Source organism: Mycobacterium sp. 852002-30065_SCH5024008, assembly GCF_001665645.1.
Taxonomy (GTDB): Bacteria; Actinomycetota; Actinomycetes; order Mycobacteriales; family Mycobacteriaceae; genus Mycobacterium; species Mycobacterium paraffinicum.
This window is the reverse complement of record NZ_LZSZ01000063.1, coordinates 47,439-73,305: the sequence shown is the minus strand read 5'-3', so window position 1 is coordinate 73,305 and position 25,867 is coordinate 47,439. Positions and strand designations below refer to the sequence as shown.

At 65.7% G+C, this 25,867-nt stretch carries 25 protein-coding genes; 9 read left to right on the top strand and 16 right to left on the bottom strand.

Annotated features, from left to right (window positions below):
* Positions 1-112: 112 nt before the first annotated feature.
* Positions 113-1,348 (bottom strand): sodium-dependent bicarbonate transport family permease, encoded by a 1,236-nt coding sequence (locus tag A5781_RS07325; RefSeq protein ID WP_067203290.1) that lies wholly within the window; start codon positions 1,346-1,348, stop codon positions 113-115.
* Positions 1,349-1,637: 289 nt separating this feature from the next.
* Positions 1,638-1,850 carry a hypothetical protein gene (locus A5781_RS07320; RefSeq protein ID WP_067203288.1) on the bottom strand — a complete coding sequence of 71 codons (213 nt, stop codon included), beginning with the start codon at positions 1,848-1,850 and terminating at the stop codon, positions 1,638-1,640.
* Between the two features lie 440 nt (positions 1,851-2,290).
* Between A5781_RS07320 and A5781_RS07315 the strand changes: the two genes are divergently transcribed.
* A complete protein-coding gene (locus A5781_RS07315) occupies positions 2,291-3,643 on the top strand; it encodes a salicylate synthase (RefSeq protein WP_067203284.1) in 1,353 nt (450 codons plus the stop codon).
* Positions 3,644-3,815: 172 nt separating this feature from the next.
* Positions 3,816-4,832, top strand: a complete 1,017-nt coding sequence (locus A5781_RS07310; RefSeq protein WP_067203282.1) for an acyl-ACP desaturase — start codon at positions 3,816-3,818, stop codon at positions 4,830-4,832.
* A gap of 42 nt (positions 4,833-4,874) precedes the next feature.
* On the opposite strand, the gene A5781_RS07305 is transcribed toward A5781_RS07310, so the two are convergent.
* The 6 genes from A5781_RS07305 to A5781_RS07280 form a co-directional block, all read right to left on the bottom strand.
* Positions 4,875-5,804, bottom strand: a complete 930-nt coding sequence (locus A5781_RS07305) for a MerR family transcriptional regulator (protein WP_067203280.1) — start codon at positions 5,802-5,804, stop codon at positions 4,875-4,877.
* A gap of 3 nt (positions 5,805-5,807) precedes the next feature.
* Complete coding sequence (locus A5781_RS07300; protein WP_369817692.1) at positions 5,808-7,304, bottom strand: flavin-containing monooxygenase; 1,497 nt, start codon at positions 7,302-7,304, stop codon at positions 5,808-5,810.
* Positions 7,305-7,306: 2 nt separating this feature from the next.
* Complete coding sequence (locus A5781_RS07295; protein WP_067203275.1) at positions 7,307-8,227, bottom strand: reductase; 921 nt, start codon at positions 8,225-8,227, stop codon at positions 7,307-7,309.
* 24 nt (positions 8,228-8,251) lie between these two features.
* Positions 8,252-9,094 (bottom strand): SDR family NAD(P)-dependent oxidoreductase, encoded by an 843-nt coding sequence (locus A5781_RS07290; protein ID WP_067203273.1) that lies wholly within the window; start codon positions 9,092-9,094, stop codon positions 8,252-8,254.
* A gap of 3 nt (positions 9,095-9,097) precedes the next feature.
* Complete coding sequence (locus A5781_RS07285) at positions 9,098-10,108, bottom strand: alpha/beta hydrolase (RefSeq protein WP_082939245.1); 1,011 nt, start codon at positions 10,106-10,108, stop codon at positions 9,098-9,100.
* A gap of 159 nt (positions 10,109-10,267) precedes the next feature.
* Positions 10,268-11,284 carry an NAD(P)H nitroreductase gene (locus tag A5781_RS07280; protein ID WP_082939244.1) on the bottom strand — a complete coding sequence of 339 codons (1,017 nt, stop codon included), beginning with the start codon at positions 11,282-11,284 and terminating at the stop codon, positions 10,268-10,270.
* Positions 11,285-11,709: 425 nt separating this feature from the next.
* On the opposite strand from A5781_RS07280, the gene A5781_RS07275 reads away from it, so the two are divergent.
* Together A5781_RS07275 and A5781_RS07270 are read left to right on the top strand one after the other, a co-directional pair.
* Complete coding sequence (locus tag A5781_RS07275; protein WP_067203450.1) at positions 11,710-13,119, top strand: wax ester/triacylglycerol synthase family O-acyltransferase; 1,410 nt, start codon at positions 11,710-11,712, stop codon at positions 13,117-13,119.
* A gap of 108 nt (positions 13,120-13,227) precedes the next feature.
* The gene (locus tag A5781_RS07270) at positions 13,228-13,575 is read left to right on the top strand and encodes a cupin domain-containing protein (protein WP_067203269.1); all 348 of its coding nucleotides are present in this window, start codon (positions 13,228-13,230) and stop codon (positions 13,573-13,575) included.
* Positions 13,576-13,607: 32 nt separating this feature from the next.
* Here A5781_RS07270 and A5781_RS07265 read toward each other — a convergent pair whose 3' ends face one another.
* Genes A5781_RS07265 through A5781_RS07255 form a run of 3 tightly spaced genes read right to left on the bottom strand, consistent with a single transcriptional unit; the run spans position 13,608 to position 17,978 of the window.
* Complete coding sequence (locus A5781_RS07265; protein WP_067203266.1) at positions 13,608-16,190, bottom strand: multicopper oxidase domain-containing protein; 2,583 nt, start codon at positions 16,188-16,190, stop codon at positions 13,608-13,610.
* On the bottom strand, positions 16,187-17,278 hold the full coding sequence (locus A5781_RS07260) for a hypothetical protein (protein WP_197503733.1): 1,092 nt from the start codon (positions 17,276-17,278) through the stop codon (positions 16,187-16,189). Before A5781_RS07260 ends, A5781_RS07265 begins: the two co-directional genes overlap by 4 nt.
* The gene (locus tag A5781_RS07255; protein WP_067203261.1) at positions 17,268-17,978 is read right to left on the bottom strand and encodes a metalloregulator ArsR/SmtB family transcription factor; all 711 of its coding nucleotides are present in this window, start codon (positions 17,976-17,978) and stop codon (positions 17,268-17,270) included. The genes A5781_RS07260 and A5781_RS07255 overlap by 11 nt, the downstream gene beginning before the upstream one ends.
* A gap of 94 nt (positions 17,979-18,072) precedes the next feature.
* Between A5781_RS07255 and A5781_RS07250 the strand changes: the two genes are divergently transcribed.
* Positions 18,073-18,840 carry a DUF2249 domain-containing protein gene (locus A5781_RS07250; protein WP_067203259.1) on the top strand — a complete coding sequence of 256 codons (768 nt, stop codon included), beginning with the start codon at positions 18,073-18,075 and terminating at the stop codon, positions 18,838-18,840.
* 68 nt (positions 18,841-18,908) lie between these two features.
* On the opposite strand, the gene A5781_RS07245 is transcribed toward A5781_RS07250, so the two are convergent.
* The 3 genes from A5781_RS07245 to A5781_RS07235 form a co-directional block, all read right to left on the bottom strand.
* Positions 18,909-19,100 carry a ferredoxin gene (locus A5781_RS07245; protein WP_067203256.1) on the bottom strand — a complete coding sequence of 64 codons (192 nt, stop codon included), beginning with the start codon at positions 19,098-19,100 and terminating at the stop codon, positions 18,909-18,911.
* 64 nt (positions 19,101-19,164) lie between these two features.
* Positions 19,165-19,638 carry a hemerythrin domain-containing protein gene (locus A5781_RS07240; protein WP_067203448.1) on the bottom strand — a complete coding sequence of 158 codons (474 nt, stop codon included), beginning with the start codon at positions 19,636-19,638 and terminating at the stop codon, positions 19,165-19,167.
* Between the two features lie 16 nt (positions 19,639-19,654).
* Entirely contained in the window at positions 19,655-20,122 is a 468-nt protein-coding gene (locus A5781_RS07235) for an OsmC family peroxiredoxin (RefSeq protein WP_067203254.1), read from the bottom strand.
* Between the two features lie 235 nt (positions 20,123-20,357).
* On the opposite strand from A5781_RS07235, the gene A5781_RS07230 reads away from it, so the two are divergent.
* Genes A5781_RS07230 through A5781_RS07215 form a run of 4 tightly spaced genes read left to right on the top strand, consistent with a single transcriptional unit; the run spans position 20,358 to position 24,220 of the window.
* Positions 20,358-20,864, top strand: coding sequence for a CBS domain-containing protein (locus tag A5781_RS07230; protein ID WP_197503727.1), 507 nt, complete (start codon positions 20,358-20,360; stop codon positions 20,862-20,864).
* A gap of 54 nt (positions 20,865-20,918) precedes the next feature.
* Positions 20,919-22,022 (top strand): pyruvate dehydrogenase (acetyl-transferring) E1 component subunit alpha, encoded by a 1,104-nt coding sequence (gene pdhA / locus A5781_RS07225; RefSeq protein WP_082939243.1) that lies wholly within the window; start codon positions 20,919-20,921, stop codon positions 22,020-22,022.
* Between the two features lie 5 nt (positions 22,023-22,027).
* Positions 22,028-23,011, top strand: coding sequence for an alpha-ketoacid dehydrogenase subunit beta (locus A5781_RS07220; RefSeq protein ID WP_197503736.1), 984 nt, complete (start codon positions 22,028-22,030; stop codon positions 23,009-23,011).
* A gap of 12 nt (positions 23,012-23,023) precedes the next feature.
* Positions 23,024-24,220, top strand: a complete 1,197-nt coding sequence (locus A5781_RS07215; protein ID WP_067203250.1) for a dihydrolipoamide acetyltransferase family protein — start codon at positions 23,024-23,026, stop codon at positions 24,218-24,220.
* Positions 24,221-24,452: 232 nt separating this feature from the next.
* Here the strand turns inward: A5781_RS07215 and A5781_RS07210 are convergent, their stop codons facing one another.
* Both A5781_RS07210 and A5781_RS07205 read right to left on the bottom strand, forming a co-directional pair.
* Positions 24,453-24,809 (bottom strand): DUF488 domain-containing protein, encoded by a 357-nt coding sequence (locus A5781_RS07210; protein ID WP_067203248.1) that lies wholly within the window; start codon positions 24,807-24,809, stop codon positions 24,453-24,455.
* A gap of 615 nt (positions 24,810-25,424) precedes the next feature.
* Positions 25,425-25,865 carry a VOC family protein gene (locus tag A5781_RS07205; protein ID WP_067203245.1) on the bottom strand — a complete coding sequence of 147 codons (441 nt, stop codon included), beginning with the start codon at positions 25,863-25,865 and terminating at the stop codon, positions 25,425-25,427.
* Positions 25,866-25,867: the final 2 nt, after the last annotated feature.

Below are 25,867 nucleotides of genomic sequence, written 5' to 3'. Positions count from 1 at the left end.
TTACGAACAATTAACAACCAGCTGGATCGGGCGTCGACTCAGGTCCGGCCCGGCCGGTCAAAGTAACTGTCGCCCAACACGATTCGCCGATGCCGGCCCGCATCGAGCGTAACTAGAACCAATGGCCGATCAGCCGATTGACCTCGATGTAAAGCGGGATCCCGATCGTCACGTTGTAGGAGAACGTCAAACCGAGTGATGCGGCCAACGGCAGGGTGGGGCTGGCCTCGGGTATCGCCAGCCGCTGGACCGCCGGGACGGCGATATAGGACGCCGCGCCGCAGAGCACGGCGAAGAGCACATAGGTTCCCGGCTTGAAATCGACGTGGGTGAGCGAGGCGTAGATATGGGCGACCAGGATGCCAAGTGGCGCAAAGAGGTTCGGCGCCAGCAGGCCGAAGAGGATGAAACCGGGGCCTGCCGTTCGCAGATCCTTCAACTTCCGGGAGGCCGTCATGCCCATCTCGAGCAGGAACAAACAGAGCACGCCCTGGAACGCCATGACGAAGAACTTGTCGTCGTCGGCGACAACCTTCTGCCCCTGTAGCCCGCTGACCAGGCCGATGATGATGCCTCCCATCAGCAGGACGAGGCCGGGGTTGAGGAAAACCTCTTGGAAGAGCTCCCGCGAGAAGATCGGCACCCGCTTGCCCGACGTGCGGGGCGGGCTCTGGTCGGGCTCCCAGTCCGGATGGTCGAGCTTTTCCAGGGAGAATTCGAGCTCCTCCTCGATCCCGCGCTCGTGCTCGGCCTCGAGGCTCTGGCCGTGCGGGGGCTGGGCCGCGGTGCCGGGCCCGACTCCGACCCTGACCGGCGCGATGTAGCCCGGCTCGTCGATCATGTTTCCCGCCGTGTCCATGCCGCGGTGGCGAAGCCGCGCCACGAAGTACAGCGCCACCAGGCAGCCCGGAATCTCCATGACGGCCAACATGACCGGCATGTAGGCGTTGAACGCCATGCCGATGGCCGTCAGGACGGCCACGCAGGTGGCGAACGTGCCGGCCGAGTCGGACCCGTAATACCCCGCGACCGTAGCTCGGTCGATTCTTCGTAGCGTTGTCAACCAATTCAGCAGCAGGTAGGCGAGACCGCCGATCACGAAATTGAGCACGAACCCCAACACCATGAAGCCCACGATCACCCCGATGCTGCCGGCGCTGATCTTGGCGAGCTCTTCACCGCCGTGCCAGCCGATGGCCAGCAGCAGGTACATGGTCAGGCCCTGGTAGATCACGTAGGGAAATTCGAAGCGCACCTTCAGGATCGGGATGAGGAATCCGAAGTAGAAGAACAGCAGGAGCGGCTTGAACAGGTTATGGGTGAAGTTCTGCCAGAACTCTTGCAGCATTCGATGCCTTCCTCGATGAGTGCGGTGATCAGGGAAAGCACCGTCCGCAAGCGGAGCCACCACGAACATCCCGACGACCGAGCAAAACCTATCCCCGCCGGTGTCAAACCGCCACTCGAATGCAAAGCGTGTAGTACGAGCGTGTCGAAGCGCTGCCGGCGGGCCGGCGCGCGGAAAAACCCCTGTTCAAAGGCCTGTAGCCGGCGATCTTTCGAACGCACGCCGGCGGTTTGGTAGGCGTGGATTTGGTGGGAAAGTGCTGTGTATTTGCTGTGGGGTCAGCCCAGAATCAACGCGCCGACGAAATAACCGACGGCCGGACCCCGACGCCCTTCTGGCGGTGTGTCACCGACAGCCACGCCATTGGTGAGTAATGGGTGGTGATTTTCTCGAAACCGTCAACGCGCGAAACCGTAAGCACGCCGGTTTCCTGGTTGATTTCGAGTTCGTCGCTTTCGCCGCCCTGGACCTCTTCGCCGTTCGCAAGCCGGATCACGAACATGGCGTTGCTCTCGAATAGTCGTCGAGATAGGAGTTCACGCGCCACTCCTTTACCTACTGCGATGGAACTCACCGAGCCTCCGCGCCCTACTGAAGCCCCGGTTGGCGAGTTTGCACGGATCGACTCGATCTTAGGAGAAGTCACGTCACCGTGGTCGGTCGATGTTCGGTCACGACGTAAACAGTGGGGAAACGTTCGGGGTGTCTTTGGGGTGTCGAGGTGCACACCGGGGGTGCGGGTGCCGGCGACCCCAGCTTTGCCGCATCGTTTACCTGCGGAAACTGTTACTGGCCCGGCCGCCGTGGTGTTGAGCCCGGCGCCGCCCTCGGGATCGCTGGTGCATTGACTCGAAGGGAATTTTAGTGGGCCGGCCGGATTTGCCGGGGCTTGCGGGGAGTAGTTGCGCGCTTCCTACATAGGTTAGGCTACATTTACTAACCGTGACCGAGGTCAGCGTTCAGACGAGTTCCGCCGGCTCCACGTCATCGCCGATTCCCCTCCCCGCGCACGTCGACCCGGCCGACCTGGCCGCCGAGCTTGCCGCGTTGCTCCCCGAACGAGTCGGCGAGGAATACCTGCTCTACGAGCGCGGCGGTCAATGGGTGCTGGCCAGCGGTGTGCGCGCGATGGTCGAGCTGGACAGCGATGAGGTGCGGGTCATCCGGGACGGGGTGGTTCAGCGGCAGCAGTGGTCGGGGCGGCCCGGGGCCGTGCTGGGCGAGGCCGTCGACAGGCTGTTGCTGGAAACCGACCAACTCTTCGGGTGGATCGCCTTCGAGTTCGGCGTCTACCGCTACGGGCTGCAGCAGCGGCTGGCGCCGCGAACCCCGCTGGCTCGCGTGTTCTGGCCCCGCACGCGCATCGTGGTGGACCGGGAGGCGGTCCAGCTGTGGGACGCGACCGCGGCGCATCGCGACGCGGTACTCGGATTGCTGGGTGACGGTGTGCCGGAGGCGCGGCAGGCTCGCGCCGTCGACGTCATCGCCGACTCGTCTCGGTACCGCGATCGGGTGGCGTCGGCCGTCGGCGAGATTGCGGCGGGCCGTTACCACAAGGTGATCCTTTCCCGCTGTCTAGAGGTGCCTTTCCGGCTGGACTTCCCGTCCACCTACCGGCTGGGGCGTCGACACAACACCCCGGTGCGGTCGTTCTTGTTGCGGCTGGGCGGAATTCGCGCCGTCGGCTACAGCCCCGAACTTGTCGCGGCCGTCCATGACGACGGCATCGTGGTGACCGAGCCGCTGGCGGGAACGCGGGCGCTGGGTCGCGGCGTGGCCCGCGACCGGCAGGCCCGCGACGACCTGGAATCGAACTCCAAAGAAATTGTCGAGCACGCGATCTCGGTGCGAAGCTCGTTGCAGGAGATGGCCGAGATCGCCGAACCCGGCAGTGCGGTGGTCGCCGACTTCATGACGGTCCGGGAACGCGGGAGCGTGCAGCACCTCGGCTCCACGGTCAGCGGGCGGCTAAGTCCGTCGCACGACCGGATGGACGCGCTGGAAGCGCTTTTCCCCGCGGTCACCGCGTCTGGCATCCCGAAGGCGGGCGGCGTGGAGGCGATCCTGCGCCTCGACGACGCACCGCGCGGACTGTATTCCGGTGCGGTCGTGATGTTTTCGGCCGACGGCGGCCTGGACGCAGCGCTGACGTTGCGGGCGGCTTACGAACGCGACGGCATGACATGGTTGCGGGCCGGGGCGGGCATCATCGAAGAGTCCACGCCGGAGCGTGAATTCGAGGAGACCTGCGAAAAGCTCTCCACCCTCGCGCCCTACCTGGTTCCGCGCCACTAGCGCTTGCGCGACTGACTCGTGCCCCGTCGGGGCCGTCCGGCGGGGTGGCCCCATCCTCGGCGTAGGGACCTTTGGCCCTAGTTCGCCGGCTTTCCGGCGTGTCATCTTTATGTAACCGCATGACACAGATACATTGTGCGTTACTTGACGGCACACATAACTGGAGGGCTTTGTGTCTAACGATCTGACCAACCTGCAGCTACTGCACGAACTCGAGCCGGTGGTCGAGGACCTGCTCAACCGCCACCTGTCGATGTTCAAAGAGTGGAATCCGCACGACTACGTCCCGTGGTCGGACGGCAAGAACTTCTACGCGCTGGACGGTCAGGATTGGGAGCCCGGACATAGCCGGCTCCCCGACGTCGCGCAGGTGGCGATGGTGCAGAACCTGCTCACAGAGGACAATTTGCCGTCGTATCACCGCGAGATCGCGATGAACTTCAGCATGGACGGCCCCTGGGGGCAGTGGGTCAACAGGTGGACGGCCGAGGAGGCTCGGCACAGCACGGCGTTGCGCGACTACCTGGTAGTCACCCGCGCCGTCGACCCCCTGGAGCTGGAGAAACTCCGGCTAGAGCAAATGACCCGGGGCTTCAGCCCGGGGCAGAATCAGCAGGGTGACATGTTTGCCGAGAGTTTGTTCGACTCGGTCATGTACGTCTCGTTCCAGGAGCTGGCCACCCGGGTCTCCCACCGCAACACGGGTAAGGCGTCTCAGGACCCCATCGCGGAGCAGCTGATGGCCCGGGTGTCGCACGACGAGAACCTGCACATGATCTTCTACCGGGACGTCAGCGGGGCGGGTCTGGACATCGCCCCGAACCAGGCGATGAAGTCGGTGCACCGCATCTTGCGCAACTTCAAGATGCCCGGATTCACGGTGCCCGAATTCCGGCGCAAGGCGGTAATCATCGCCGTCGGCGGTGTTTACGACCCGCGCATCCATCTCGACGAGGTGGTAATGCCGGTGCTCAGGAAGTGGCGCATCTTCGAACGCGAAGACTTCACCGGGGAGGCCGCGCGGATGCGCGACGATCTCGCCGTGTTGGTCAAGGAGCTCGAGCAGGCCTCCGACAAGTTCGACGAATCCAAGCAGCGCTATCTCGAGCGCGAGGCCCGCAAGACCGAGAGGATCACCGCCAGCAAGGTGCTGAAAACCGAAGGGACACTGACCCTGAGCGGGCACTGACAGCGATTTTCCCTTGACGAGGCTCTCGCCATCCAATATGGCTTAGCCCGACGCCGTTTCTGCCGAAGAGCTGGACTCGAGGTAGTCGGCGAGTATCTGGCCCACTAGTGACTCGATGTTGGACTCGATCGACGACGCAAGCGTCGCGGTGACCGTCGCCACGGCTTGAGTGCGGAAGCGCACCAGCATCGTGATCAGCTCGGCGATCTCGGCATCCGGCGGCAACGGCTCGCCCGGCTTGATGCGGTCCAGCACGTGCTCGGCTCCGGCGCGCACCAGCATGTCGCTGATCTTGTCGATTTCGGGCACGATCTGCTCGTGTAAGTCGACGAGCTTCTCCAATTTGACGCCGTAGCCGCGGATTTCGTTGAACGCCTCGATCAGCTTGGGGCGGGTGACGGTGGCTTGGGCTCCGTCGACCCGGATGACGTGCAGCGCTACCAGGCGCTCGAACGCGTCCGGGTCGTCGACGAGTCGCTGCGCCTCGGCCAGTGGCATGGTCTCCGGTTTCTCGGTGGTCCAGGGGCCCGCGATGGCGGTCTCCAGGCCCAGCACGTCGCCCAGGTTCTTGCCCTGCTCCCAGGCGCTGAGCATTTCGCGAACGTGGGCGATGTTGTATCCGCGATCGAGCATCGAGGTGATGAGTCGCAGCCGGGTCAGGTGGGTGTCGTTGAACAATGCGATGCGGCCGACCCGCAACGGCGGGGGGAGCAATCCGCGGTCGCGGTAGACGCGGATGTTGCGGGTGGTGGTGCCGGCCAGCCGGGCCAGGTCATCGATCCGGTACTCACCGGACGCGGGGACGCCGTGGGGGTGGCGGACCGCCGCGTCGAAAAGCTGCGAGACCGCCGTCTCAATCAATTGCCGGTACTCCCGCGATTGGCGCCGAACGCGCTTGGGCGCGCGCCGCACGTTGTACAGCACGCTGGCGATGGTGCCGGGTTCGGGACGCGGCGGGCGGTCCGGTGTCATGCGTCAGCCCGACGCGGCGGCGAGCGCCCGGGTGCGGCGCGCCACCGCTTGGTAATCCTCGTAGCGGAAATTCCTCATCTGCCGAAGATACTGTGTCGCGAAACCCGGGTACATCGACCCGTTGTATCCGTCCTTGGTGAGGTACCAACTGCGGCAGCCGGACATCCACGTCGTCTTGGTGAGGCGGCGCTGGAGGCTGTCATTGTGGCGGCGCTGGACCTCTTCGCGCACATCGAGATAGCGCAGGTCGTTGTCGAGGATGGCGGTGATGCCGCGCACCGCGTACTCAAGCTGACCCTCGATGTAGACCAGTAGGGAGTTGTGCCCCGGCCCGGAGTTGGGTCCGGTCATAACGAACAGATTCGGGTACCCGTGCACGTTGATGCTCTTGTAAGCCTGTGCGCCATCGGCCCATTCGTCGGCCAGCGACCGGCCGCCGAGCCCGGTGACCGCAAACGGCGGTCCGGTCAGATGGACGTCGTAGCCGGTCGCGAAGACGATGCAGTCGAGGTGGTGCTCAATGCCGTCGCTGGTGCGGATGCCGGCCGGGCTCATGGTGGCGATCGGCCAGTCGATGAGCTTGCAGTTGTCGCGCTGCAGGGCGGGGTAGTAGTCGCTGGAGACCAGCATGCGCTTGCACCCCGGCCGGAAGTCCGGCGTCAGCTGGCGTCGCAGCCAAGGGTCCTTCACCTGGGCGCGCAGGTGTGCCCGCCCCAAGCGCGCGGCCAGCGACGTCATCGGCGTGTCCCACACCAGGGCCGTGGCGCTCGCCTCGTGACCCCAGAACATGGCCTGCCGCGCAAGCTGCTGGGCGGCGGGCACTTTGGTGAACAGGGCCTGCACGGCCGGCGGGGTGGCTGTGTCCAGGCGCGGCAGCACCCAGCAGGGGGTGCGTTGGAACACCTTGACTAAGCCGGCCCGCTTCACCAGTTCGGGGATGATCTGGATCGCGCTGGCGCCGGTGCCGATGACGGCGACCCGCTTGCCCGCGAAATCGTAGTCGTGGTCCCAGCGGGCGCTGTGAATCTTGTGTCCGCGATAGCTGTCCAGACCGCGAATGTCGGGGAAGCTGACGTCCGACAGTGGTCCGGATGCCAGCACGACGGTGCGCGCGCGGAATCGCTTGCGGCGTTTGGTGGTTGCGGTCCAGATCCCGTTGTCCTCGTCGAAGGCGAGGCCGCTGACCTCATGTCCGAATCGGATGTGGCGCCGGATGTCGAATCTGGTAGCCATGTCTTCGAGGTGGCGGCAGATCTCCGGGGCGGGAGAGTAGGTGCGCGACCACGTGGGGTTCTTGACGAACGAGTACGAATACAGCAGCGAGGGGACGTCGCAGCTGGCGCCCGGATAGGTTGTGTCGCGCCAGGTTCCGCCAACCCGGTCGCCGCGTTCCAGGATGACGATGTCGTCGATTCCCGTGTCGGCCAATCGGATCGCGGCTCCCAGCCCGGTGAAGCCGGCCCCGATGATGAGCACCGCGTGGGTGCGGTCGTCTGTCATGGTCACGCCGCCGGCTTGTAGGTGAGTTCTTTGAACCAACTGGGCACCGGTCTCAGCAGCGTTTTGGGATAGCGATCCGACAGCCACACCATCGAACTGGCCAGGACCTGATAGGGGTGCCGCGGATTAACGACCATCGTGGCGTGCCGCTTGAGGAGCTGGTAGGTGGGCACGCGCCAGGTGTGTTCGCCACGCTCGCCGAGCTGCTTGAAGCGCTTGACCGCATTGTTCAGTCGCTCCGGCTCCAGTCCCATCTCGGCCATCTCACCGTAGATGCGTTTGAGCAGCGGAACGTACATGAGCATGCCGATGATGAGGCCCGGGGACGCCATGCGGCCGACGAGTTCGATGGCCATTCGGCGTGCCCTGGCGTGTCCGATCAGGTCGAGCACCTCGAAATCGACCGCGATGTGCCGTGATTCATCGTTGTTGATCTTCTCGAAAACTTGATGGCACACCGGGTCTTCCACGGTATCGAGCAGGAACTTCAACAGTGCGCCGTCGAGGGCCACCTCGAGCATCGGGATGACGGTGCCCAGCACGGACAGCGGCATGCTGTCGGAGAACGCGTCGAGCCACTCGATGGCCAGCCGGATGTTGATGTTCGGCTCGGGCAGTTCGCCCTCGTCGAGCATCCCCCAGCGTTTCATCAGCGCCATCTCCGCGTTGGCATGCCGTTGTTCCTCGGCATGGAAATACCGGTAGATCTCCGCCAGGGTCGGGTCGGGCGCCTTCTTGGCCAGCGCCGCGAACCCACGGGCGCCCACGTTCTCGATCCAGCACAGATCGGCCATGAACGCCTTGAGCTTGGGGCGGAACTCCCGCCGGATGGTATCGGCACCGGGCGCGTCCCAATCGATGTCGGCGAGGGCCCATTGCCGATCCTTGATCTTGGCGAGCATAGCTTCCATGTCGATGGCCACCGGGAGCTCCTTTGCGTTGGGTGATCAGGGCAGGTTGATTCGGGATATCAGGCCAGCTGCGCGCGTATAGGCTTGCGGGGCCATGCGTTTGATGTTCCAGCCGATCTTGGCGTCGAGTTGCGGCATGCAGTACAGCTCGCCCCGGTCATGCGCGTCCAGGCAGATCCGCGCGACCTTGTCCGCCGAGAATCCGGTCCAGCGCATCAATCTATTGGCCAGCTGGCTGGATTCCTCGCTGATGCGCCCCGACTCGACGATGTTGGTCTTCACGAAGGTCGGGCACAACACCGTGACCCTCACCCCGGTGCCGGCCAATTCGGCGGCCAAAGTCTCCGAAAGTGACAGCACGCCGGCCTTGCTGACGTTGTAGGCGGCCATGCCCGGGGCCGCGCCGAACGCGGCCGCCGAGGCGACGTTGATGATGCCGCGGGCAGCGTGCGACGGACCCCGCAGGATCGGGGTGAACACATGGCAGCCGTGAATGGGCCCCCACAGGTTGATGCCCAGCGTCCACCGCCAATCGTCCAGCGGCGCATCGCCGATGGCCGCGCCGCCGGCACCGACACCGGCGTTGTTGATCACCAACGTCGGCGGCCCGGAGAACCAGGCCTGCGATTGCTCGGCCAGCGCCTGGACATCCTCGAACTTCGAGACGTCGCAACGGATGGCGATGGCCCTGGCGCCCTGTTCGGTGATCGTGTCGGCCGTCCGTTGGGCGGCGGCTTCGTCGATGTCGCTGCAGACGACAGCGCCGCCGCGGCGGGCGAGTTCGATGACGAAGGCCGCGCCGATGCCGCTTCCGGCGCCGGTCACCACGGCCGACGCGGCGCGGCTGGGTTTCGACCTACCCAGCAATCTGTCCAACATCCCTCAGTGCACCTCCTGAGTCACGGCGCGCGCATCCTGCAACGCGTGGGCGATGAACCGCGCGACGTAGGCCACGGCCTTGGCGGCTTCGGGCGTCATGCGTGGCAGTGCCTGAAAGACGTGCACCTGGTGCGGCCAGATCTGCAGTTCGCATCGGCCGCCCGCGGTTTGGATGTCGGTGGCAAGCTGTCGGGCGTCGTCTTGCAGCATCTCGGCTCCGCCGGCCTGGATGAGGGTCGGCGGAAGCGGCGGTCCGCCGGCCACATTGAGTGTCAGCCGCTGGTGGGCGGGGTCTACTCCGGCGTGATACATGCTGACCAGGCGAGCCGCGTCGACCGCCCGGATCGCGGGATCGCGACGCATCCGTTCACGGGCGAGGCACAGCGCGAAGGTGACGTCGTACAGCGGGGAGAACAGCGCCAGCGCGGCGGGGTGATCGGCGGCGATCTCGGGTTGCAGTAACAGGTCGACGGCCAGGTGTCCGCCCGCCGAATCTCCCGCGACCACAATTTGTTTCGGCGACACACCGCACGATTGCACCAGCCAGTCCCAGCCCGCCCGTGCGTCGTCGGCCGCGGTGGGAAAGCGGTGGCGGGGCGCGAGTCGGTAATCGATGCTGAACACCGGCAGGCCGGTCAAGGATGAGAGCCAGGATGTCAATCGCCGGTGGGTTTTCGGCGAACACACGGCGTAACCGCTGCCGTGCACGTAGTAGATGGCTTCCCCGGTTGTGGACGACCGCTGCGCCTCGCTCGTCGGCGTGCGCGGTCCGTATACCCATTCACCCTTGACGCGGCGCCCGTCGGGCAGTTTCGTATCGACGTGTTCGACGCGGGTGCCCGCCAGCGAGGGGCCGAACGTACCCATGATCCGGGCGACGATCTGGCGCGACAGCCATAACCCCCATGCCCGCTCCGGGGGTATCAGGCCCGTGACCGGCCGCAGGGTGTACGCACTTACCGCTGCCGCGCCGCGGGACCGCAATGACCCGCGGGCCGGAACGCCGTCCGCCATGTCACGCAGTCAATAACAAATGGTGACATTAGTCAATGTCAGTTTCGAGGCAGCTTTCAAGCAAGCTTGCGTCAGCTGACGGTTTCGGTCCGCGTACCCGCGCCGGCCGCCCCGCATCGTTCAATACCGCCGTCGCCAATTGGCTCAGATGTTCAGCTGTTACAAAGGCTGTTGCTCGGTTTGGCGTGACCACTGCACGACGTCGGAGAGCGGGCGTCGCGGCGTCGGCGGCAACGGGGCCGCGGTGTCTGGCGCCCAGCCCAGCCGTAGCAGCATCTGGGGATACCCTCCCGCACACCACACCTCGTCGCGGACGGCGTCGCGTGTTCCCGGGATTTCCAGGGGTTCGGTGATCGGGCTGGTGGCCATTCCCATCGCCGTCGCGGTCAGCAGGAGCGCGCTGGTCGCCTCGCCGACGCGCAGCTGACCCAGACGGTCGTCCGCTTCGCTGCCGAGCATCAGGATGACGGCATTGTCATCTGCGGGTGAGGCGCCCGGCGGCTGCGCCAGGGCCGGTCCCGCGAAGATGCGGCCGGGTATCGGTGCGCCACAATCATGTTCGGTTGTGTTGCGAGCCGGTACACCGGCCCGGGACCGGTATCGCCCACTCCACCTGGCGAGTTCGACGAGGTAATCGCGGTCGGTCGCGTGAGCCAATGCAGCTCGCTTGACGATCTCGTGCAGCCTCTTCAAGGCATCGACCTGGCGCAGCGGCACTCCCATTCGAGCAGCCACGGCAGCCAGCGAGGCGATATCGCTCGCCGCAACCGGCCGGGCGCTGTAGGTCCGTCGGTCGGTTCGGCGCTGCGGGATTGCTGTGGCCAGCGTGATGTCGGTGCGATCGGGCGCGCAGGGGGATACCTCGATGGCGGCGAGGTGGCTGGGGTCGGCCGGATCGGGCAGGCGATGTACGTCGGCGAGCCAACCCATCGCCGCCAGGGCAATGACGCAATGGTTGAGCGCTGCACCGCAACTCAAGATCATGTCTCGGCCATCCGGGTCGGCGTTGGGTAACCGCATGCGTGAATCGGTGAAGAGGTGCAGGCTCGCACGATCCACCCGCCACCGCCACGGTTGGGTGTTCTCGATGGACGGTGCCCGGACGGCCAGAGCGAGGACCGCACCGATGACCTCGTCATCCGGGAGATGCCGGGCATTCACAGCAACGGGACTCATAGCTGCTCTCGCATCGAGGAGCGCGACCGCGTCGCTGATGTCTGTCCATGAAGCATCGCTACCTTCGCGATGATCGTGCTTCTTCACCATGTCCAACATGACGGTCTCCGGTTTCCTCTTTGCTCGAGGCTTGCTCTTGCCCACCACTAATTTAAATGAATAATATCATTTAAATTAGTGGTGGGCAACCGGGCAAGGGATGCTTGGGGCGGATGACCACAATGGCTAAAGACCGTCTGGGCGAGCGTCGCGAACAGTTGGCAGACGGCCGTCAACAGGCCGTTGGTTCGCTGAGCATGCTTTTGCTGCAGCGCATTTGGCCGCAAGATGCCGCCTTAGCTTGGGACTTTCGGCCCTGCTGCCGCGGTCGGCCGCGGCGGAGAATGGTGTTACTACTAGTTGCAGATAGTTCGGAGGTGGCGGTCGTGGATCAATTGACAACCCTCGACGCGGGATTTCTCAAGGCGGAAGACGCCGACCGGAACGTGAGTCTGGCTATCGGTGGTCTCGCGGTCATCGAGGGGCCGATCCCAGGCCGTGATTCGTTGATGGAGACACTTGCTCAGCGGATCCGCATGTGCGACCGGTTCGGACAGCGCCTGCGAACGCGCCCGTTCGACCTCGGTGCACCCGAATGGGTGGACGATCCAACCTTTGATCTCGGCCGGCACGTACGGCACGTCGCCTTACCACGGCCCGGCGACGACCGAGAGTTGTTGCAGCTGGCCGCCGACGTGATCTCCCGGCGCCTCGACCGGGATCGCCCGCTGTGGGAAATCTGGATCATCGAAGGCCTCAGCGACAACCGGTGGGCGATGCTCACCAAGATCCACCACTGCATGGCCGACGGAATTGCGGCCACCCATATGCTTGCCGGCCTATGCGACGACGGGATCGGTGAGAGCTTTGCAAGCGATATCCGCGCCGCGAAAGCGACGAAGGTACAAGAACTCTCGCGAAGCGTATGGGGTGTAAATCCACTGAGCGCGTTGGGTCGTCTGTGGAACGCGTCGGCCGCCATCACGGCGACGGCCGCCCGCACGGCATTGGGTGCAGCAGAAATTGCGGCCGGTTTGCTGCGCCCCACGACGACGTCGCTGAACGGGCCGATAACAACATTGCGGCGCTACGGCGTCGCGCGGGTGCCCCTCGCTGACATCGCGCAGGTCTGCCAAACCTTCGACGTCACCATCAATGACGTTGCGCTGGCCGCTATCACGGAGAGCTACCGCGACATCCTGGTTCAGCGGGGCGAAGCACCGCTGCCGGACGCGATTCGCGCGCTGGTGCCGGTATCGATGCGGTCTGGCGACGCGTTGGCTAAGACGGATAACCGCGTGTCGGTGATGCTGCCGTACCTACCGGTCGACGAGGAGCACCCGATAGAGCGGCTGCGGACGGTGCATTCCCGCTTGGACCGCACGAAGTCTCACGGCCAGCGCCAGGCGGGTCACGCATTCGTGTCGATGGCCAATCGCATTCCCTTCCCGCTGACCGCATGGGCGGTCCGGTTGTTGACCCAGCTACCGCAGCGCGGTGTCACCACCTTGGCGACGAATGTCCCCGGCCCTCGTCTGCCACTGCAACTCATGGGCCAACGGGTGCTCAGTGTGTTTCCAGTCCCGCCGATCGCGATGCAATTGCGAACTGGGGTGGCGATGCTCAGCTATGCCGAGGACCTGTTCTTCGGTGTCCTCGCCGACTACGAGGCCGTGGCCGATATCGACGCCTTGGCGCGGGGAATCGAACTAGCGGTGGCGCGTCTGGTGGCAATCAGCAAGCAAAGCAAGAAAATACGTGGTCGTCGAGGACTGTCACTCGTCGTCAACAACTAGTCGGGCCCTGACCGCAGCAACCCGCTAGCGCGTTCATCGCTCGCAGCGCCTCCGTCGCCAAGCCGCCGCGGTGCGGCATATGATTTGCGATGACGAAGGAGCCTGCCGATGGATAAGATCTCGCTCACAGCACTCGCGCGCGAGCAGTTGGCGGCCGCGCGCCGAGCCTCCAGTGGCCGTAGCGCCCACACTGTCTACGGCGGTCACCAACACACGCTGCGACAAACCATGGTCGCCTTGACCGCCGGGTCGGAGCTGCATGACCACGACAGCCCCGGTGAGGCTACCTTGCAGGTATTGGAGGGACGCATCCGGCTGACAGCGCCCGAGACCAGCTGGGACGGCGCGCCGGGCGATCACCTGGTGATCCCGCCGAGCCGGCATGGGGTACAAGCCGTCAAAGACTCCGTCATCCTGCTCACCGTAGCCAAAGGTGTTCAGCTGAAGCAGGATTGAACAGATAAATGTGATGGTCCCGTTGCGGTGGGTTACCGCCCGGCCACCTCGATGATGCCGTGGGCCCCGCGTTCGGCGTCGATCATCGCGTGTGACACGAACGGGTATCGACCGGGCTGGCCGAAGGTCAATTCGACGAATCCACCTTGGGCCGCAAACAATCCGAGGGTCTGGGCACCGCCCGCGCCCGGGCCTCCCTTGCCTCCCAGCCGGTAGTCGCCCTCGGACCATACGGTGTCGAATTGGCCACCGACGACGTGGAACGAGGTGCCTCGGTTCGGTCCCGCGGCCAGCACCCAGATGCGAACGCGCTCGCCCACCCGCGCGGGCAGCGGTGCATGGTCGTATTGGCGGGCATAGCCGTTGAACACCACCAGGTCGGGCTTGTCCGCGGCAACCTTGTCGGCGTCGGCGTCTCCGCCGGGCGCGCCAAGGTACATCTCGGACTGGACGATCAGATACTCGTGGTCGACGCGCGGCAGGTCTGGCGGGTCGATGATCACCGCCCCGAACATGCCATTGGCGATGTGCAGTGACATCGGCATCGTCGAGCAGTGGTAGAGCCAGATACCCGCCCGCGTCGCGGTGAACCGGTATACCAGGCGCTGGCCGGGTTGGATGGTCCGCATCGGTTCGTCCGGGGCGAGTGCACCCGCGTGGAAGTCGATCGAATGCCCGGTACTGCCGTCGTTGACGAGGGTGATCTCGAAGACGTCGCCGACCTTGCCCCGCAACGTGGGGCCGGGGGCGGTACCCCCAAACGTCCAGAGCCGCTGGGTGATTCCGGGGGAGACCTCCCGTTGAATCTCGGCCACCGGCAGCGTCACGCGGTGCGGGGCCGCTGCCGGGGGCAGCGTGGCGTCGCGTGCGGCGAAGCCGGGAGCCGGGTCTGCGCTGAGGCTGCGCGCGATATCTGCGGCGGAGATCGGCGCGGAAGGCGCCGGGGCGTGGTGGCCCTGGTGTGTGGGGGGCATCGGCGCGCCGGTCACCCGGACCGAAAACGTCATGCCCATCTGCCGGTGTCCGGCCACCGCGCACCAGCCATCGAGGCTGGAACCGATCACCCCGGCATTGAGAACGGCCGACTCGCCCGGCGCGATCCGTCCGGTGCGGGTGCCGTTGGACAGCACCAGGTCATGTTGGTCGGTGCCTGTGTTGGCAAGGTGGATCTGCAGCCGGTCTCCGGCGGGAACCTCGACCGTGTCCGGCACGAAACGCATGCCCTGGATTCGGACCGACGCCGTGGTGGTGTGGCCCGTGGCGGCCACTGCCACCTGCGGCGAGGTACCAATTCCGAGAGACGCGGGGTCCGCGGCCACGGCGGCCGCGGTCGCCAGCACGACGACCGCGAGTCCGGCGGCGGCGATGCCGAGCCGTCGCCGCGGTGGTGAAACCTGTTGTGCGCCCGGAACCGAGGGCTTGTCGCGATCGCGGTGTACCCGCCACACCGCCCGAACCAGCAGCGGCAGAAAGGCCGCGTAGGACACCAGCACCAGCATGGATGCCGCGACCCGCACGAGACTCGGGGTCGGAAGAACGCAGAGCAGCAGCCCGGCGTTGGCGACCGTCAGCCGCCAAGGCGCCCCCCGCTCCAGCTCGGCTCCGGCCACCAGCGTTGCCGCACGCCCACCCATCACCACGGGCGCCAGGTAGGTCAGCGACCCGAGCAGCACCTGCACCAGAAAGCCGGCCAGCACCGGCGCGGTGAGTTTGCCGGCCGCCGCCACCGCCACCGGCCAGGTCGGCGAGATCGCCAGTGCGACGGTGGCGAAGGCCAGCGACCCCATCAGCCAGGCGACACCGGCCAATACCGACAAGGTCGCAAAGTCGTTGGGCCGCTTGCGGCGAATCTCGTCGAGGTGCGGTCGCAGGACGATCCCGACTGCACCCAGATACCCGACGGCGCCCAGGCCGGCGATCGGGGGCGAGCCCACCACCGCGCCACCGGCGGTGATGGCCAGGGAGGTCAGCAGCGCCGGCAGCCCGTGGCGGGCGGCCACCTCGACTCCGTTGGCCATCCGGGTGCGCAGCATCGTCGGCCACAGTGTGACGAGCGTGCCCAGCACCGTGAGCGCCACCCAGCCGAATAAGTTCAGCGCCGCATGCGCGATCACGAACCGCTCGTGGACATTGCCGGGCAGCGCCGGATTCGCCATCGCCACACCAAGTCCCACGCCGATCGCTAAACAGCCCGTCGCGGCGATGTAGTAACGGACGGTGACGCCGAAGCGGGCGGGCAACGCGGTGCGCAGCTGCCGCAGGAGTGTCGCTCCGTGCGCCAGGGCGACGACGCCGACCACGACACCGCCCGTCAACACCACTAGCCACCACCGGCCCAGCATGCCCGCGACCACCGTGACGGCGCCGGCGTTGAAGGCGGTGAGGTGCAACACTTCCGCCGTCCGTGCCGGATCGGGCGGCCGGCGCAGCAACGCATCGGCGAAATGGCGGCTCCAGATCAGGATGGCGTTGCCGGCCGCGCCGAGTGCCAGCAGATGGACCAGGAGCCAGCCGGACATCGGAAGGAACCGGTGCGCGATCGCCACGACGACGAGCGCAGCGAGCCAGGCGAACACGACCACCCCGACACGCAGATGCCATCCCGAGCGATTCATGCCGGCACCCGAGTTGCTGCGCGCGCCGCCGAATAACCGGCCACCGCAATGAATCCGAGGACAGCGAAGATGTTCAGTACGCCACCCGCGTGGAGTGCCCAGTGGACGCCGCGTGCGTCACCGACCGCCAGCCGAACCAGCAGCGACAGGTGCAACAGCGCGGCTGGGCCGTACATCAAAGGGGTGTAGGGCAGCGGGCGACGCAACACGGCGGGCAGGATCACGGGCGCGTGCGCCATGATCATCGAAAGCACAAAGCCGAGCATCACCGCGTGCACCACCGCGTCATAGCCGGCACCGGAACGGATTTGGCCGATGAGCAGCCAGGTCGACGCCGGCACCAGCAACCACACGTAACCGGCAAGCAGGCACAGCGCCATGTATCGGGTCAGGCCCGTCGCGCGCACGGTGTGGCGAGCGACATCGAACCGGCCCAGCCACACCACCGTTGCCAGCAGCGCCGCGCCGAGCACCGGGTAGCCGGGGACCGGCCACAGCAACGCGGCGACGGTACCGGCGACCATCACCACCGCGACGACGATCAGCAGCGTCTCGGCGGGGGTATCGTGCATCGTCACGCGGACGAGCTCGAGGCGCTCGCCGACGATCGTGAGGATGAGAAAACCCGACAGCCAGGGCAACAGGTCGGGAACCGGCACACCGCCCAGCCACAACAGCGCCGCACCGGTCGCCAGCACCGCGCCGGCCACCTGGACCAGAATCGCGATGTCGGCAGACCGCCGCCACAACGACACATAGACCGCAACCAGCATCGCGGACCCGGCGAGCAGTAGCACACCGCCAAGGTTTCGGGGTGCCGGTCCGATCAACAGCACCGCACCGGCGCCGAGGAATGCCGGGCCCACGTAGGCCCACCATCGACGCGCGGCCACGGCTCGCTCCAGCGCGACCACCGTGCCGACGAACCCGAGCACCAGTAGGACGCCGTGCACTTCACCCAGCCGCGTCGTCGTGAACGGTGCGGGCAGGCCGAGGAGCCCCAGCGCCGCATCGAGTCCGGCCAAGAGCGCGAACCCGCCGGGAACCAGTAGCAGCGCTCGGGCTGGGATTCGCCGGTCAGTCACCATGTCGCACAACGGGATCGGGCAGGAACAGCCGGCAGGCGCCGGGTTCGGCGAACGGAATGAGATCGAGTCCGCGGCCGCTGGGGGCGCCCAGCCGCTCCAGCATTCCCCCGACGATGCCGAGGTGGACCTGACAGACGACGGTGGGATAACGGCGTGCGGCGTCCAGCAACGGACAGCGGCGCAACGCGATGCCTCGCCGGGCGTCCGGGGCGCCTTTTTCGTCGTCGGGTGCGAAGCCGAGGCGGGTGAGCGCCTCGAGCACGGACTGCCGCGGATCGCTGCCGGCCTGATTCCCCTCGTCGATGAGTTCGCGCCCCCACTCGATGCCGGCGGCCCGCGCATCGCGCTCGGGGTGGGCGCTGGTGCGAGCCAGATGACCGGCCAGTGCGGTCGCCAGACCCGCGTAATCGCGGACCGCGACCGCGGGGTCGGCGGCCGACACGCGATACAACGTCGCCGGACGTCCGCGTCCGAGTGCGGTTGCCGTGGAGCGCTCCACAAGCCCGAGCCCAACGACCGCGTCGAGGTGTTCTCGAACAGTGTTGGGGTGCAGATCAAGGGCGGTGGCGGTGTCGGCGACCCGGACCGGGGAGTGCGCGCGCACGTATTCGAGTACCCGCAGCCGCTGCCCGGACAGCGCTACCGGGGACCGGAGCACCGGCGTCGGTTCGGGCCCCAGAACAGCCAAACCTTTTTTCACGGAATTTAGTGTAGTAAATTAGAGGGGAATGCACATAGGGCAATGAGTCACATTCGCTCAGCGGAGCTTCTGGACTCGACGGGAAGGAACCAACATGCCAGCCAACGATGTGATCGTCGCGTCCACAGCTGCTGACGCCGAGGCTGTCGAAGCCATCAAGGGTCATCACGCTCAGCTCGCCGGACAGCTTGCGGTGCTCACCGATGCGATGCTGTGGGCGGTCGAGCGCGGTGCGGAGTTCGAGCCGGCGCGGGCCGCGGCCCTGGTCTTCCTGACCGGCGAGTTGTTGCCGCACGCCGCCGCCGAAGAGGACCGCCTGTACCCGGCCGCCACCCGCACCGAGCGCGCGCGACCGCTGGTCGAATCGATGATCGCGGTGCACCGCATCATCGGCTCACTCGTCGAGCGCATCCGCATCGAGCCACCGCTGCGCGCGGCCGCGTCCGGCCACGCCCTGCGGGTGGTGTTCGACGCCCACCTGACCGACGAGAACGAGCGGATCCTGCCGATCGTGGCCGGCGATCCGGAGGTCTCCCTCGTCGAGGTGACCCACGGGATGCACGAACTCCTCGGCCATGCCCACCCAACCAACGGCGCCGAGCCATCGCACACTTGCGGCTGTGGCGAAGCCGATACCGACGCTCCCGTGCTCGACGTTCGCGACGTGCCGCACTCGATCCGGCATGCCACCGTGTTCGGCGCGTTCGACGCCGTTCCGGCCGGCGGCGCGCTGGTGCTGGTGGCTCCCCATGATCCAATCCCGCTCCTGCACCAACTTGACCACCGCGCCTCGGGCCGGCTCGAAATTCAGTACGAGCAGCGCGGGCCGGAGGCCTGGCGGCTGCGCCTGACCAGGCGGTAGGCGGCCGCTACTTCAAACAGACAGCTCGAAATCCGTTGTGACGCAGCAGACTCAGCGTCAGCCGAACACTAGTCTGCGCGGGATAACGCCGCGCGAGGGCACGCTTCGATGGCCTGCTCGACCAGCGTCTCCTGCTCGACGGGTACGGGGTCGGTGATGACCACGGCGTATTCGTCGTCGTCGAGTTGGAAAACCTTCGGGGCGACATTGACACAGAAGGCGTTGCCCTCACAGCGATCACGGTCTACCACGACGCGCATGAGAATCCTCCTTTAGTCCGACACGGGCCGTCGGATGGGCTGTGGGGAGCGCAACAGTCGAACCTCACCCACCCGCTTGCTGGCATACCCATCCATCCGGGGCGCGGCCGGTCTTGATGAACCGGCGCAGTTCCGCGTTCGTTTGTGGTGGTACGTCGGTGTCCGCGTTGGGATAGATGACCGGCTCCTCTTTTGAGTTGTGCTGGTGAAGTTGGTCCAGCAGCTGCACGCACGTATCCCTGAGCCGCGTACTGTCATTTCCGTCAGCGAGCAGATCCGTCAGCGCGTCCATGGTGCGCCACAGCTGGCCATGCTCGCGCATCATCACGAAGATCGGCATCACGATTCCGGCGTCGCGAAGCGGTGGGAACAGGAACACCTCTTCGAGGTAGACGTGCCGGCGCAGCGTTTCCAACGTCTCGGTTAGTAGTTCGTGCTGCACGCCGCCGCAATCGAGCTTCGCGATGAAAGCCTCTATCGCAACATCGATTTCGCGGTGTTCCCGCGTCAGATCGGCAGCTAGAGTCGGATCGCGCATCATCTGCTACCTCGCGTCAGCCCGCGGGACGGACGGATTCGCTTTCGTCCAGCTCGGCGTCGACACTGATCGTGGCGCCGGCGAACAGTCGCGATACCGGACATAAGGCAGCAGCCTGGCCCACCACGGCGGCGAACGCTTCGTCGTCCAGGCCCGCGACCTGCGCCCTGACTTTCAATCGCGAGGTGGTGATCGTCGGGACTCCGTCGACCGCGTCCAGGGTGACGGTGGCCGTGACGTCGAGTCGCTGTGGCGGCGTGTGGTTTTCGCCCAGCTTCAACGCCAATGCCATCGCGAAACATGACGAGTGTGCCGCCGCCGCCAGCTCTTCGGGGCTGGTCTTGCCGCCCGGCTGCTCGGTCCGGGAGGCCCAGGTCAACGGCAGGCCATCCAGGGCTGCGCTGCTGCCTCGCGACAGCGTGCCTTGACCAGAGGCCAGCGGGCCTTCCCATACGGTCTGCGTGGCCCGTTCGGCAATGCTCATGCTCCTTGACCCCTTTCCAGGGTGCGTGAGGTTTTTACAAATGGTACTTGTGTAAACTCTAGACCGCGCCACGCGCATTGACTAGAGCGATCCTGGGAGGCGAGCATGGTCGACGCTGACTGTCCCCATCGAACGCAGTGCATGCCATGCGTGAGCGAGCGGTGACGTGGGCCAGGACGTTCACCTTTCACGCAGACGCTTAGTCTCCGGAGCCCAACGGGCGTACCCTGCGAGGGTGGATCCGCAGGACAGCAAAGCGGTTTCGCTGCTACACGTAACAGCCGGCGACATCATGACCTCGCCGGTGATCACCGTCCTGCCCGATGCTTCGAGACAACAAGTGGCTGACACCCTGACCCGGCACGGGATCAGCGGAGTGCCCGTCGTCGACGAGGCTGGCACGCTTCTGGGACTTGTCAGCGAGTACGACCTGCTGATCAAGGCAGACGCGGCAGCGCACGAGCTGATGACGACTGCGGTTATCACCGTTACCGCGGGCAGCCCTGCCGAAGATATTCGGCACCTTCTGATCGACCGGCGTATTCGCCGGGTTCCGGTGATGCGGGAGGGCCGCCTGGTCGGGATCGTGAGCCGCCATGACCTGGTGGCCATGATGGCCACCGAATGGGCGTGTCAGGTATGCGGCGAGCCGGTGCGCGGTGAGCAGCCCCCGGCCACCTGTCCGAAGTGTCACGCGCGGAGCACGCAATTCGAGTTGCAAGAGCAGCCGCCGGGCGCGTAAGTAGCTGTCTCAACACCTAACTCGTTGGGCGATCGCAGGGAAGCAGGAGGGCAGATGAGCATCCAGCCCACTCCGATCGATCCGAGAACCGTCCCCGATGCGCCCGGCGGACTCCCGGCTGGGGAACCCGCGGAGACACTGCGCGACTACTACCGGCAGATGGTCTTGATCCGGGCGTTCGAACTGCGGGCCGCGGAAATGTACCAGCGGGCGAAGATCGGTGGATATTGCCATCTCAACCTCGGCGAGGAAGCCACGGTGGTTGGCCTGATGGCGGCGCTCGAGCCACATGACTACCTCTTCACCACGTATCGCGACCACGGCTACGCCCTTGCCCGCGGCGTCGAGCCGGGCCGCGTCATGGCCGAACTGTTCGGCAAGGCCGCCGGCGTGTCCGGGGGCCGCGGCGGCTCGATGCATCTGTTTGATCGCAAGCTGCGCCTACTCGGCGGATACGGCATCGTCGGCGGGCAGATCCCGCCGGCCACCGGTGCGGCGCTCGCGCTCGCCCACCGCGGGCCGCCCGGTCGGAACGCGGAGGCGGTGATGTGTGTGCTCGGCGACGGCACCACCAACATCGGCGCGTTTCACGAATCGCTCAATCTGGCCGGGCTGTGGCGGTTGCCGATCGTGTACGTGATCGTCAACAACGGCTTGGGTATGGGGACCCCGGTGGAGAAGGCGGCCGCCGAACCCGACCTGTACAAGCGCGGCTGCTCCTACCGCCTCCCTGGCGAACGGGTCGACGGCGACGACGTTGTCGCGGTGCGCGACGCCGCCCGGGCCGCCTTGGTGCGCGCACGCACCGAACGTCAGCCGGGTCTGATCGAGGCGGTCTGCCAGCGGCTGCGTGGTCATTCGGTGGTGGATCCTGCCAAGTACCGGTCCCGCGAGGAGACGGAGCGGCTACGTCGGCTCGACTCCGTTCCGGCATTTCGCGTGCGGTTGCTCGAGGCGGGCGTCCTCGATGACGAGGCGGCTCAGCACATCGAGGAGCAGGCCGAGACGCAAGTCGATACTGCTGTGGAATTCGCCGATACCAGCCCCGACCCGAAAACGAGCGAGCTGTTCGACTACGTCTATGCGACGGCGGTAACCAATGCGCCACACCAACTTCCGGGTGATCCAGTGGTGCTCGGCCGGGTGGAACAGCCATGACCATCATGACCTATCGGCAGGCGCTGCACGACACATTGCGTGCCGAACTGCGGCGCGACGAGTCGGTATTTCTGATCGGTGAGGAGATCGGCGTTTTCGAGGGCTCCTACAAGATCACTGCCGGGCTCCTGGCAGAGTTCGGCCCCACCCGGGTAGTCGACACACCGATCTGCGAGGGGGGATTCGTCGGCGCTGCGGTCGGCGCGGCGATGCTTGGCATGCGACCGGTCGTGGAGATCATGACGATCAACTTCAGCCTGTTGGCTCTCGACCAGATCGTCAATCATGCAGCCAAGATGCACGCGATGTTCGCGGGCCAGGTGTCGGTTCCACTGGTGATCCGCACCCCGGGCGGCGGCGGACAGCAGCTGGCGGCGACCCACTCGCAGAACCTGGAGGTCTGGTATGCCCACGTGCCCGGGATGAAAGTCCTCACCCCCGCTACCCCGGCCGACGCCAAGGCGTTGCTGACCGCCGCAGTCCGCGACGACGACCCGGTGCTGTTCCTGGAGAACCTGGCGCTGTACAACACCAAGGGCGAGGTTCCCGACGGCGAGCAGATCGGTCGGATCGGGATAGCGTCGATTGCCAAGCCGGGAACCGACCTGACCGTTGTCGCCTACTCGCGGTCGACGGTGATCGCTTTGGACGTCGCCCGCCAGTTCGAGGCCGACGGGGTGTCCATCGAGGTGGTCGATCTGCGGAGTTTGCGGCCGCTGGACCGCGAGACGATCTGCGCGTCGGTGCGCAAGACCAGCAGAGCCGTCATCCTCGAAGACGACTGGCTCAGTTACGGGGTCGGCGCCGAGATCGCGGCAACGATCGCTGAAGGTGCATTCGACTACCTCGATGCGCCGATCCGCAGGGTCGCCGCCGCCGAAGTGCCTCTGCCCTACGCCAAGCCGCTCGAGCTGGCGGCCCTGCCCGACGCCGCCGACCTGACCAAGGTCATCGGCGAGGTTCTCGACGCCAGCCGGTTCGCCTACTGAGAAGGACCGTTTATGCCCGATGTGCTGATGCCACGGTTGTCGGACACCATGACCGAAGGTGTTGTCGGTCAATGGCTCAAGCACGAAGGCGACGTTGTCCAGCGTGGCGACATACTCGCCGAAATCGAGACCGACAAGGCCACCATGGAGCTCGAGGCCTACGACAGCGGCGTGCTGGCCCGCATCATCGCATCACCCGGCAGCACCGTCCCCGTCGGTCAGCCCATCGCCGTCATCGCCGGCCAGGAAGCGGCACCCGATACCCGGCCCGGTGACGCTGAAAAAGCCTCGATCGTGCCGACCCATGGCGCGCCTGCCGCAAAGACACCGATGCACCCCGCGGCGCCGGTAAGGGCCACTCCGCTAGTGCGCACGCTGGCTCGTGAGCACGGAATCAACCTGGCCGGCGTCACAGGAACCGGCCCCGGCGGACGCATCGTGCGCGCAGACATTGAAGCAGTCATCGGCCGGGGCTCGGCGGCTGTCGGGCCTCCCTTGGCAATGGATAAGGCGGCCGGTGCCACCGGCGATGAGCGCGCGCCGTTGTCATCGATACGCCGGATCGCGGCACAGCGACTCACCGAAAGTGCTGCTACGCCGCACTTTTACCTCACCTCGGTCGCTGACGCCGGTGCGCTGCAGAGGTTGCGCGCTGATTTCAACGCGGAGTTTTCGGATACCGGGCCGAAAATTAGCGTCACCGATCTGCTGATCCGCGCGTGTGCGGTGACCCTGCGTTCCCACCCCTACGTCAATTCCTCATGGGGCGGCGATCATCTGGTGCGCCACAGCCACGTGAACATTGGTTGCGCCGTCGCTACCGGCAACGGACTCGTCGTGCCTGTTATCCGCGACGCGGACCGCAAGAGCCTCAACGAGATTGGCGTCGAGGCGCATACCCTCATCAGCCGAGCGCGTGCGGGAAAGCTCACACCCGACGAGATGACCGGCAGCACATTCACGATCAGCAACCTGGGGATGTACGGCATCGACCACTTCACTGCCGTCATCAACCCGCCCGAGGCCGCGATCCTCGCCGTCGGCGCCATCCAGGAAGAAGCCGTCATCCGAGACGGTCAAGTCGCCGCCGCAAACAGAGTGAAATTGACTTTGGCCATCGACCACCGCGTCCTCGACGGTGCCATGGCCGCAGTATTCCTGGAAGACCTGGTGAAACTGCTCGGACGCCCGTTACGCATTCTCGTCTGAGCACAGGTAATGAACGGCGGTTGAGTTTCACGGCCATCGTCATCGTGTCTGTTCCCGCCGGTACGTACCGTACTGACATTGGGATATCCGCGTCAATCGACGTGCCCACATTCCAGAGCGCGAACAGCGACGTCTGGGCAAGCACGTCTGCTCAAGCAAAGTGCAACGCAGACAACACGGTTCGACACGGAACGAACGGGGGCTGCCCAGGCCGGCAGTCCTGCACGACCGCTCAACTCAGCATCGTCGCGAGCACCGTCGCCTCACTGATGTCGGCGGCCTTGCTTGCCGTGAGCAGAGTCAGGTTTCGGCCCTTCGCCAACGTCCTCAGGTGTGCCAGCGCCTCCGCCCGCTCGGGTTCGGTCAGCTCGTTGCGATAGCGCCGGGCGAACTCGGTGTACCGCTCCGGATCGTGGTGGTACCACTTGCGCAGCTCGGTGGAGGGTGCGACGGTCTTGCACCACTCGTCCAGGTGCGCCTTTTCCTTGGTCAAGCCGCGTGGCCAGACTCGGTCCACCAGCACGCGGTTTCCGTCCCCGCGGGAAGGCGCGTCGTAGACCCGACGCACCTGCACCTTGTGAGTCCCCATTCGTTGTCTCCTTCACGTCCAATTGGATGCCCTTTGGCACACAGCGGTCCCTTCGTCGCGGGTGACCGGCCGAAAGAGGCGATGCTCACCGACACGTCTGGTCGCGTCGGGCCGTATCGCTTTGCCGGACGCCCCGCCCCGGGGCCTGACCGGCCGGCAACCGCGAGTAGCTGACGACGAGGATCCCCCTGGCGAGTTTGTGGGGATGACAGGCGGCAAGTGTGCGGCTGATGCAGACTGCGGCAGCCGCGTTGTCCCGGCCCACCGGGTCGTCGCATGAGGCCACGTATTCATACAGCCGACGCCGTACCCGGTCAGTCGAACTCCTGAGCCGCGCCAAGACATCATTGCCGTTACGCGCATCGCTGCACATACCTCAATCTAGCAGCGACGGTTGACAATCGAGTAGTTGCGAACGAGGTCAGCACTGCCAACGTACGCGGCACATCGATACACGGCACCACCGGCATCTGGCAACGTACCTGCCCGTAGCGATCCCGCGTGCGCGCGTTCTGGCTTTTGCGAATCGGCTTCGTGGTGCTGCCGATCTGGACGGGCCTCGACAAGTTCGTGAACTCCTTGACCAACACGCGCAGTGTCCTTCGTAGCGCCAGATCAACCGTAAAGCCGCTTCGCAATCACTTCACGCGACAGCTGGCGGGGGCTTGGATAGGCGACGATTACGCGTTCTCGATCCGGGTCGCAACCTTCGACGAAAGTCACCCCACCTTGGGTGTAGGAGAAGGTGGCGACATCGTAGGCGCGGAGGCGCTGTGCTATCTGTTCCAGATCGGCTTCGTTATCGGTAGCCCACATCAGATATTGGACACCGATCGTGGCCGCGCTGCGATGCCGGAAACTGCTGTCCGCGTGGACGTAGAGCTGAAAGCCGCTGGGCGTCAACAGTAATGCCATGCCGGACTCGCGGACGAGCACCCGGCATGAGAACACATCGCAGTAGAAGTTCAGCGACCGGTCCAGATCCGATACTCGGATGACACAGGATGCAACACTCGCGGCAATCCGGGACTCCGAAACCGGGTTTTCGGTACCCATGG

What these genes read in the sequence shown, in the direction of transcription:
- A5781_RS07245 (WP_067203256.1), bottom strand. Translation starts at nt 19,100, where the DNA reads ATGCGCGTCGTGGTAGACCGTGATCGCTGTGAGGGCAACGCCTTCTGT.
- A5781_RS07265 (WP_067203266.1), bottom strand. Translation starts at nt 16,190, where the DNA reads ATGAATCGCTCGGGATGGCATCTGCGTGTCGGGGTGGTCGTGTTCGCC.
- A5781_RS07285 (WP_082939245.1), bottom strand. Translation starts at nt 10,108, where the DNA reads ATGGCGGACGGCGTTCCGGCCCGCGGGTCATTGCGGTCCCGCGGCGCG.
- A5781_RS07320 (WP_067203288.1), bottom strand. Translation starts at nt 1,850, where the DNA reads ATGTTCGTGATCCGGCTTGCGAACGGCGAAGAGGTCCAGGGCGGCGAA.
- A5781_RS07210 (WP_067203248.1), bottom strand. Translation starts at nt 24,809, where the DNA reads ATGGGGACTCACAAGGTGCAGGTGCGTCGGGTCTACGACGCGCCTTCC.
- A5781_RS07240 (WP_067203448.1), bottom strand. Translation starts at nt 19,638, where the DNA reads ATGCGCGATCCGACTCTAGCTGCCGATCTGACGCGGGAACACCGCGAA.
- A5781_RS07215 (WP_067203250.1), top strand. Translation starts at nt 23,024, where the DNA reads ATGCCCGATGTGCTGATGCCACGGTTGTCGGACACCATGACCGAAGGT.
- A5781_RS07205 (WP_067203245.1), bottom strand. Translation starts at nt 25,865, where the DNA reads ATGGGTACCGAAAACCCGGTTTCGGAGTCCCGGATTGCCGCGAGTGTT.
- A5781_RS07250 (WP_067203259.1), top strand. Translation starts at nt 18,073, where the DNA reads ATGCCAGCCAACGATGTGATCGTCGCGTCCACAGCTGCTGACGCCGAG.
- A5781_RS07290 (WP_067203273.1), bottom strand. Translation starts at nt 9,094, where the DNA reads ATGTTGGACAGATTGCTGGGTAGGTCGAAACCCAGCCGCGCCGCGTCG.
- A5781_RS07260 (WP_197503733.1), bottom strand. Translation starts at nt 17,278, where the DNA reads ATGGTGACTGACCGGCGAATCCCAGCCCGAGCGCTGCTACTGGTTCCC.
- A5781_RS07270 (WP_067203269.1), top strand. Translation starts at nt 13,228, where the DNA reads ATGGATAAGATCTCGCTCACAGCACTCGCGCGCGAGCAGTTGGCGGCC.
- A5781_RS07325 (WP_067203290.1), bottom strand. Translation starts at nt 1,348, where the DNA reads ATGCTGCAAGAGTTCTGGCAGAACTTCACCCATAACCTGTTCAAGCCG.
- A5781_RS07220 (WP_197503736.1), top strand. Translation starts at nt 22,028, where the DNA reads ATGACCTATCGGCAGGCGCTGCACGACACATTGCGTGCCGAACTGCGG.
- A5781_RS07235 (WP_067203254.1), bottom strand. Translation starts at nt 20,122, where the DNA reads ATGAGCATTGCCGAACGGGCCACGCAGACCGTATGGGAAGGCCCGCTG.
- A5781_RS07305 (WP_067203280.1), bottom strand. Translation starts at nt 5,804, where the DNA reads ATGACACCGGACCGCCCGCCGCGTCCCGAACCCGGCACCATCGCCAGC.
- A5781_RS07280 (WP_082939244.1), bottom strand. Translation starts at nt 11,284, where the DNA reads ATGAGTCCCGTTGCTGTGAATGCCCGGCATCTCCCGGATGACGAGGTC.
- pdhA (WP_082939243.1), top strand. Translation starts at nt 20,919, where the DNA reads ATGAGCATCCAGCCCACTCCGATCGATCCGAGAACCGTCCCCGATGCG.
- A5781_RS07300 (WP_369817692.1), bottom strand. Translation starts at nt 7,304, where the DNA reads ATGACAGACGACCGCACCCACGCGGTGCTCATCATCGGGGCCGGCTTC.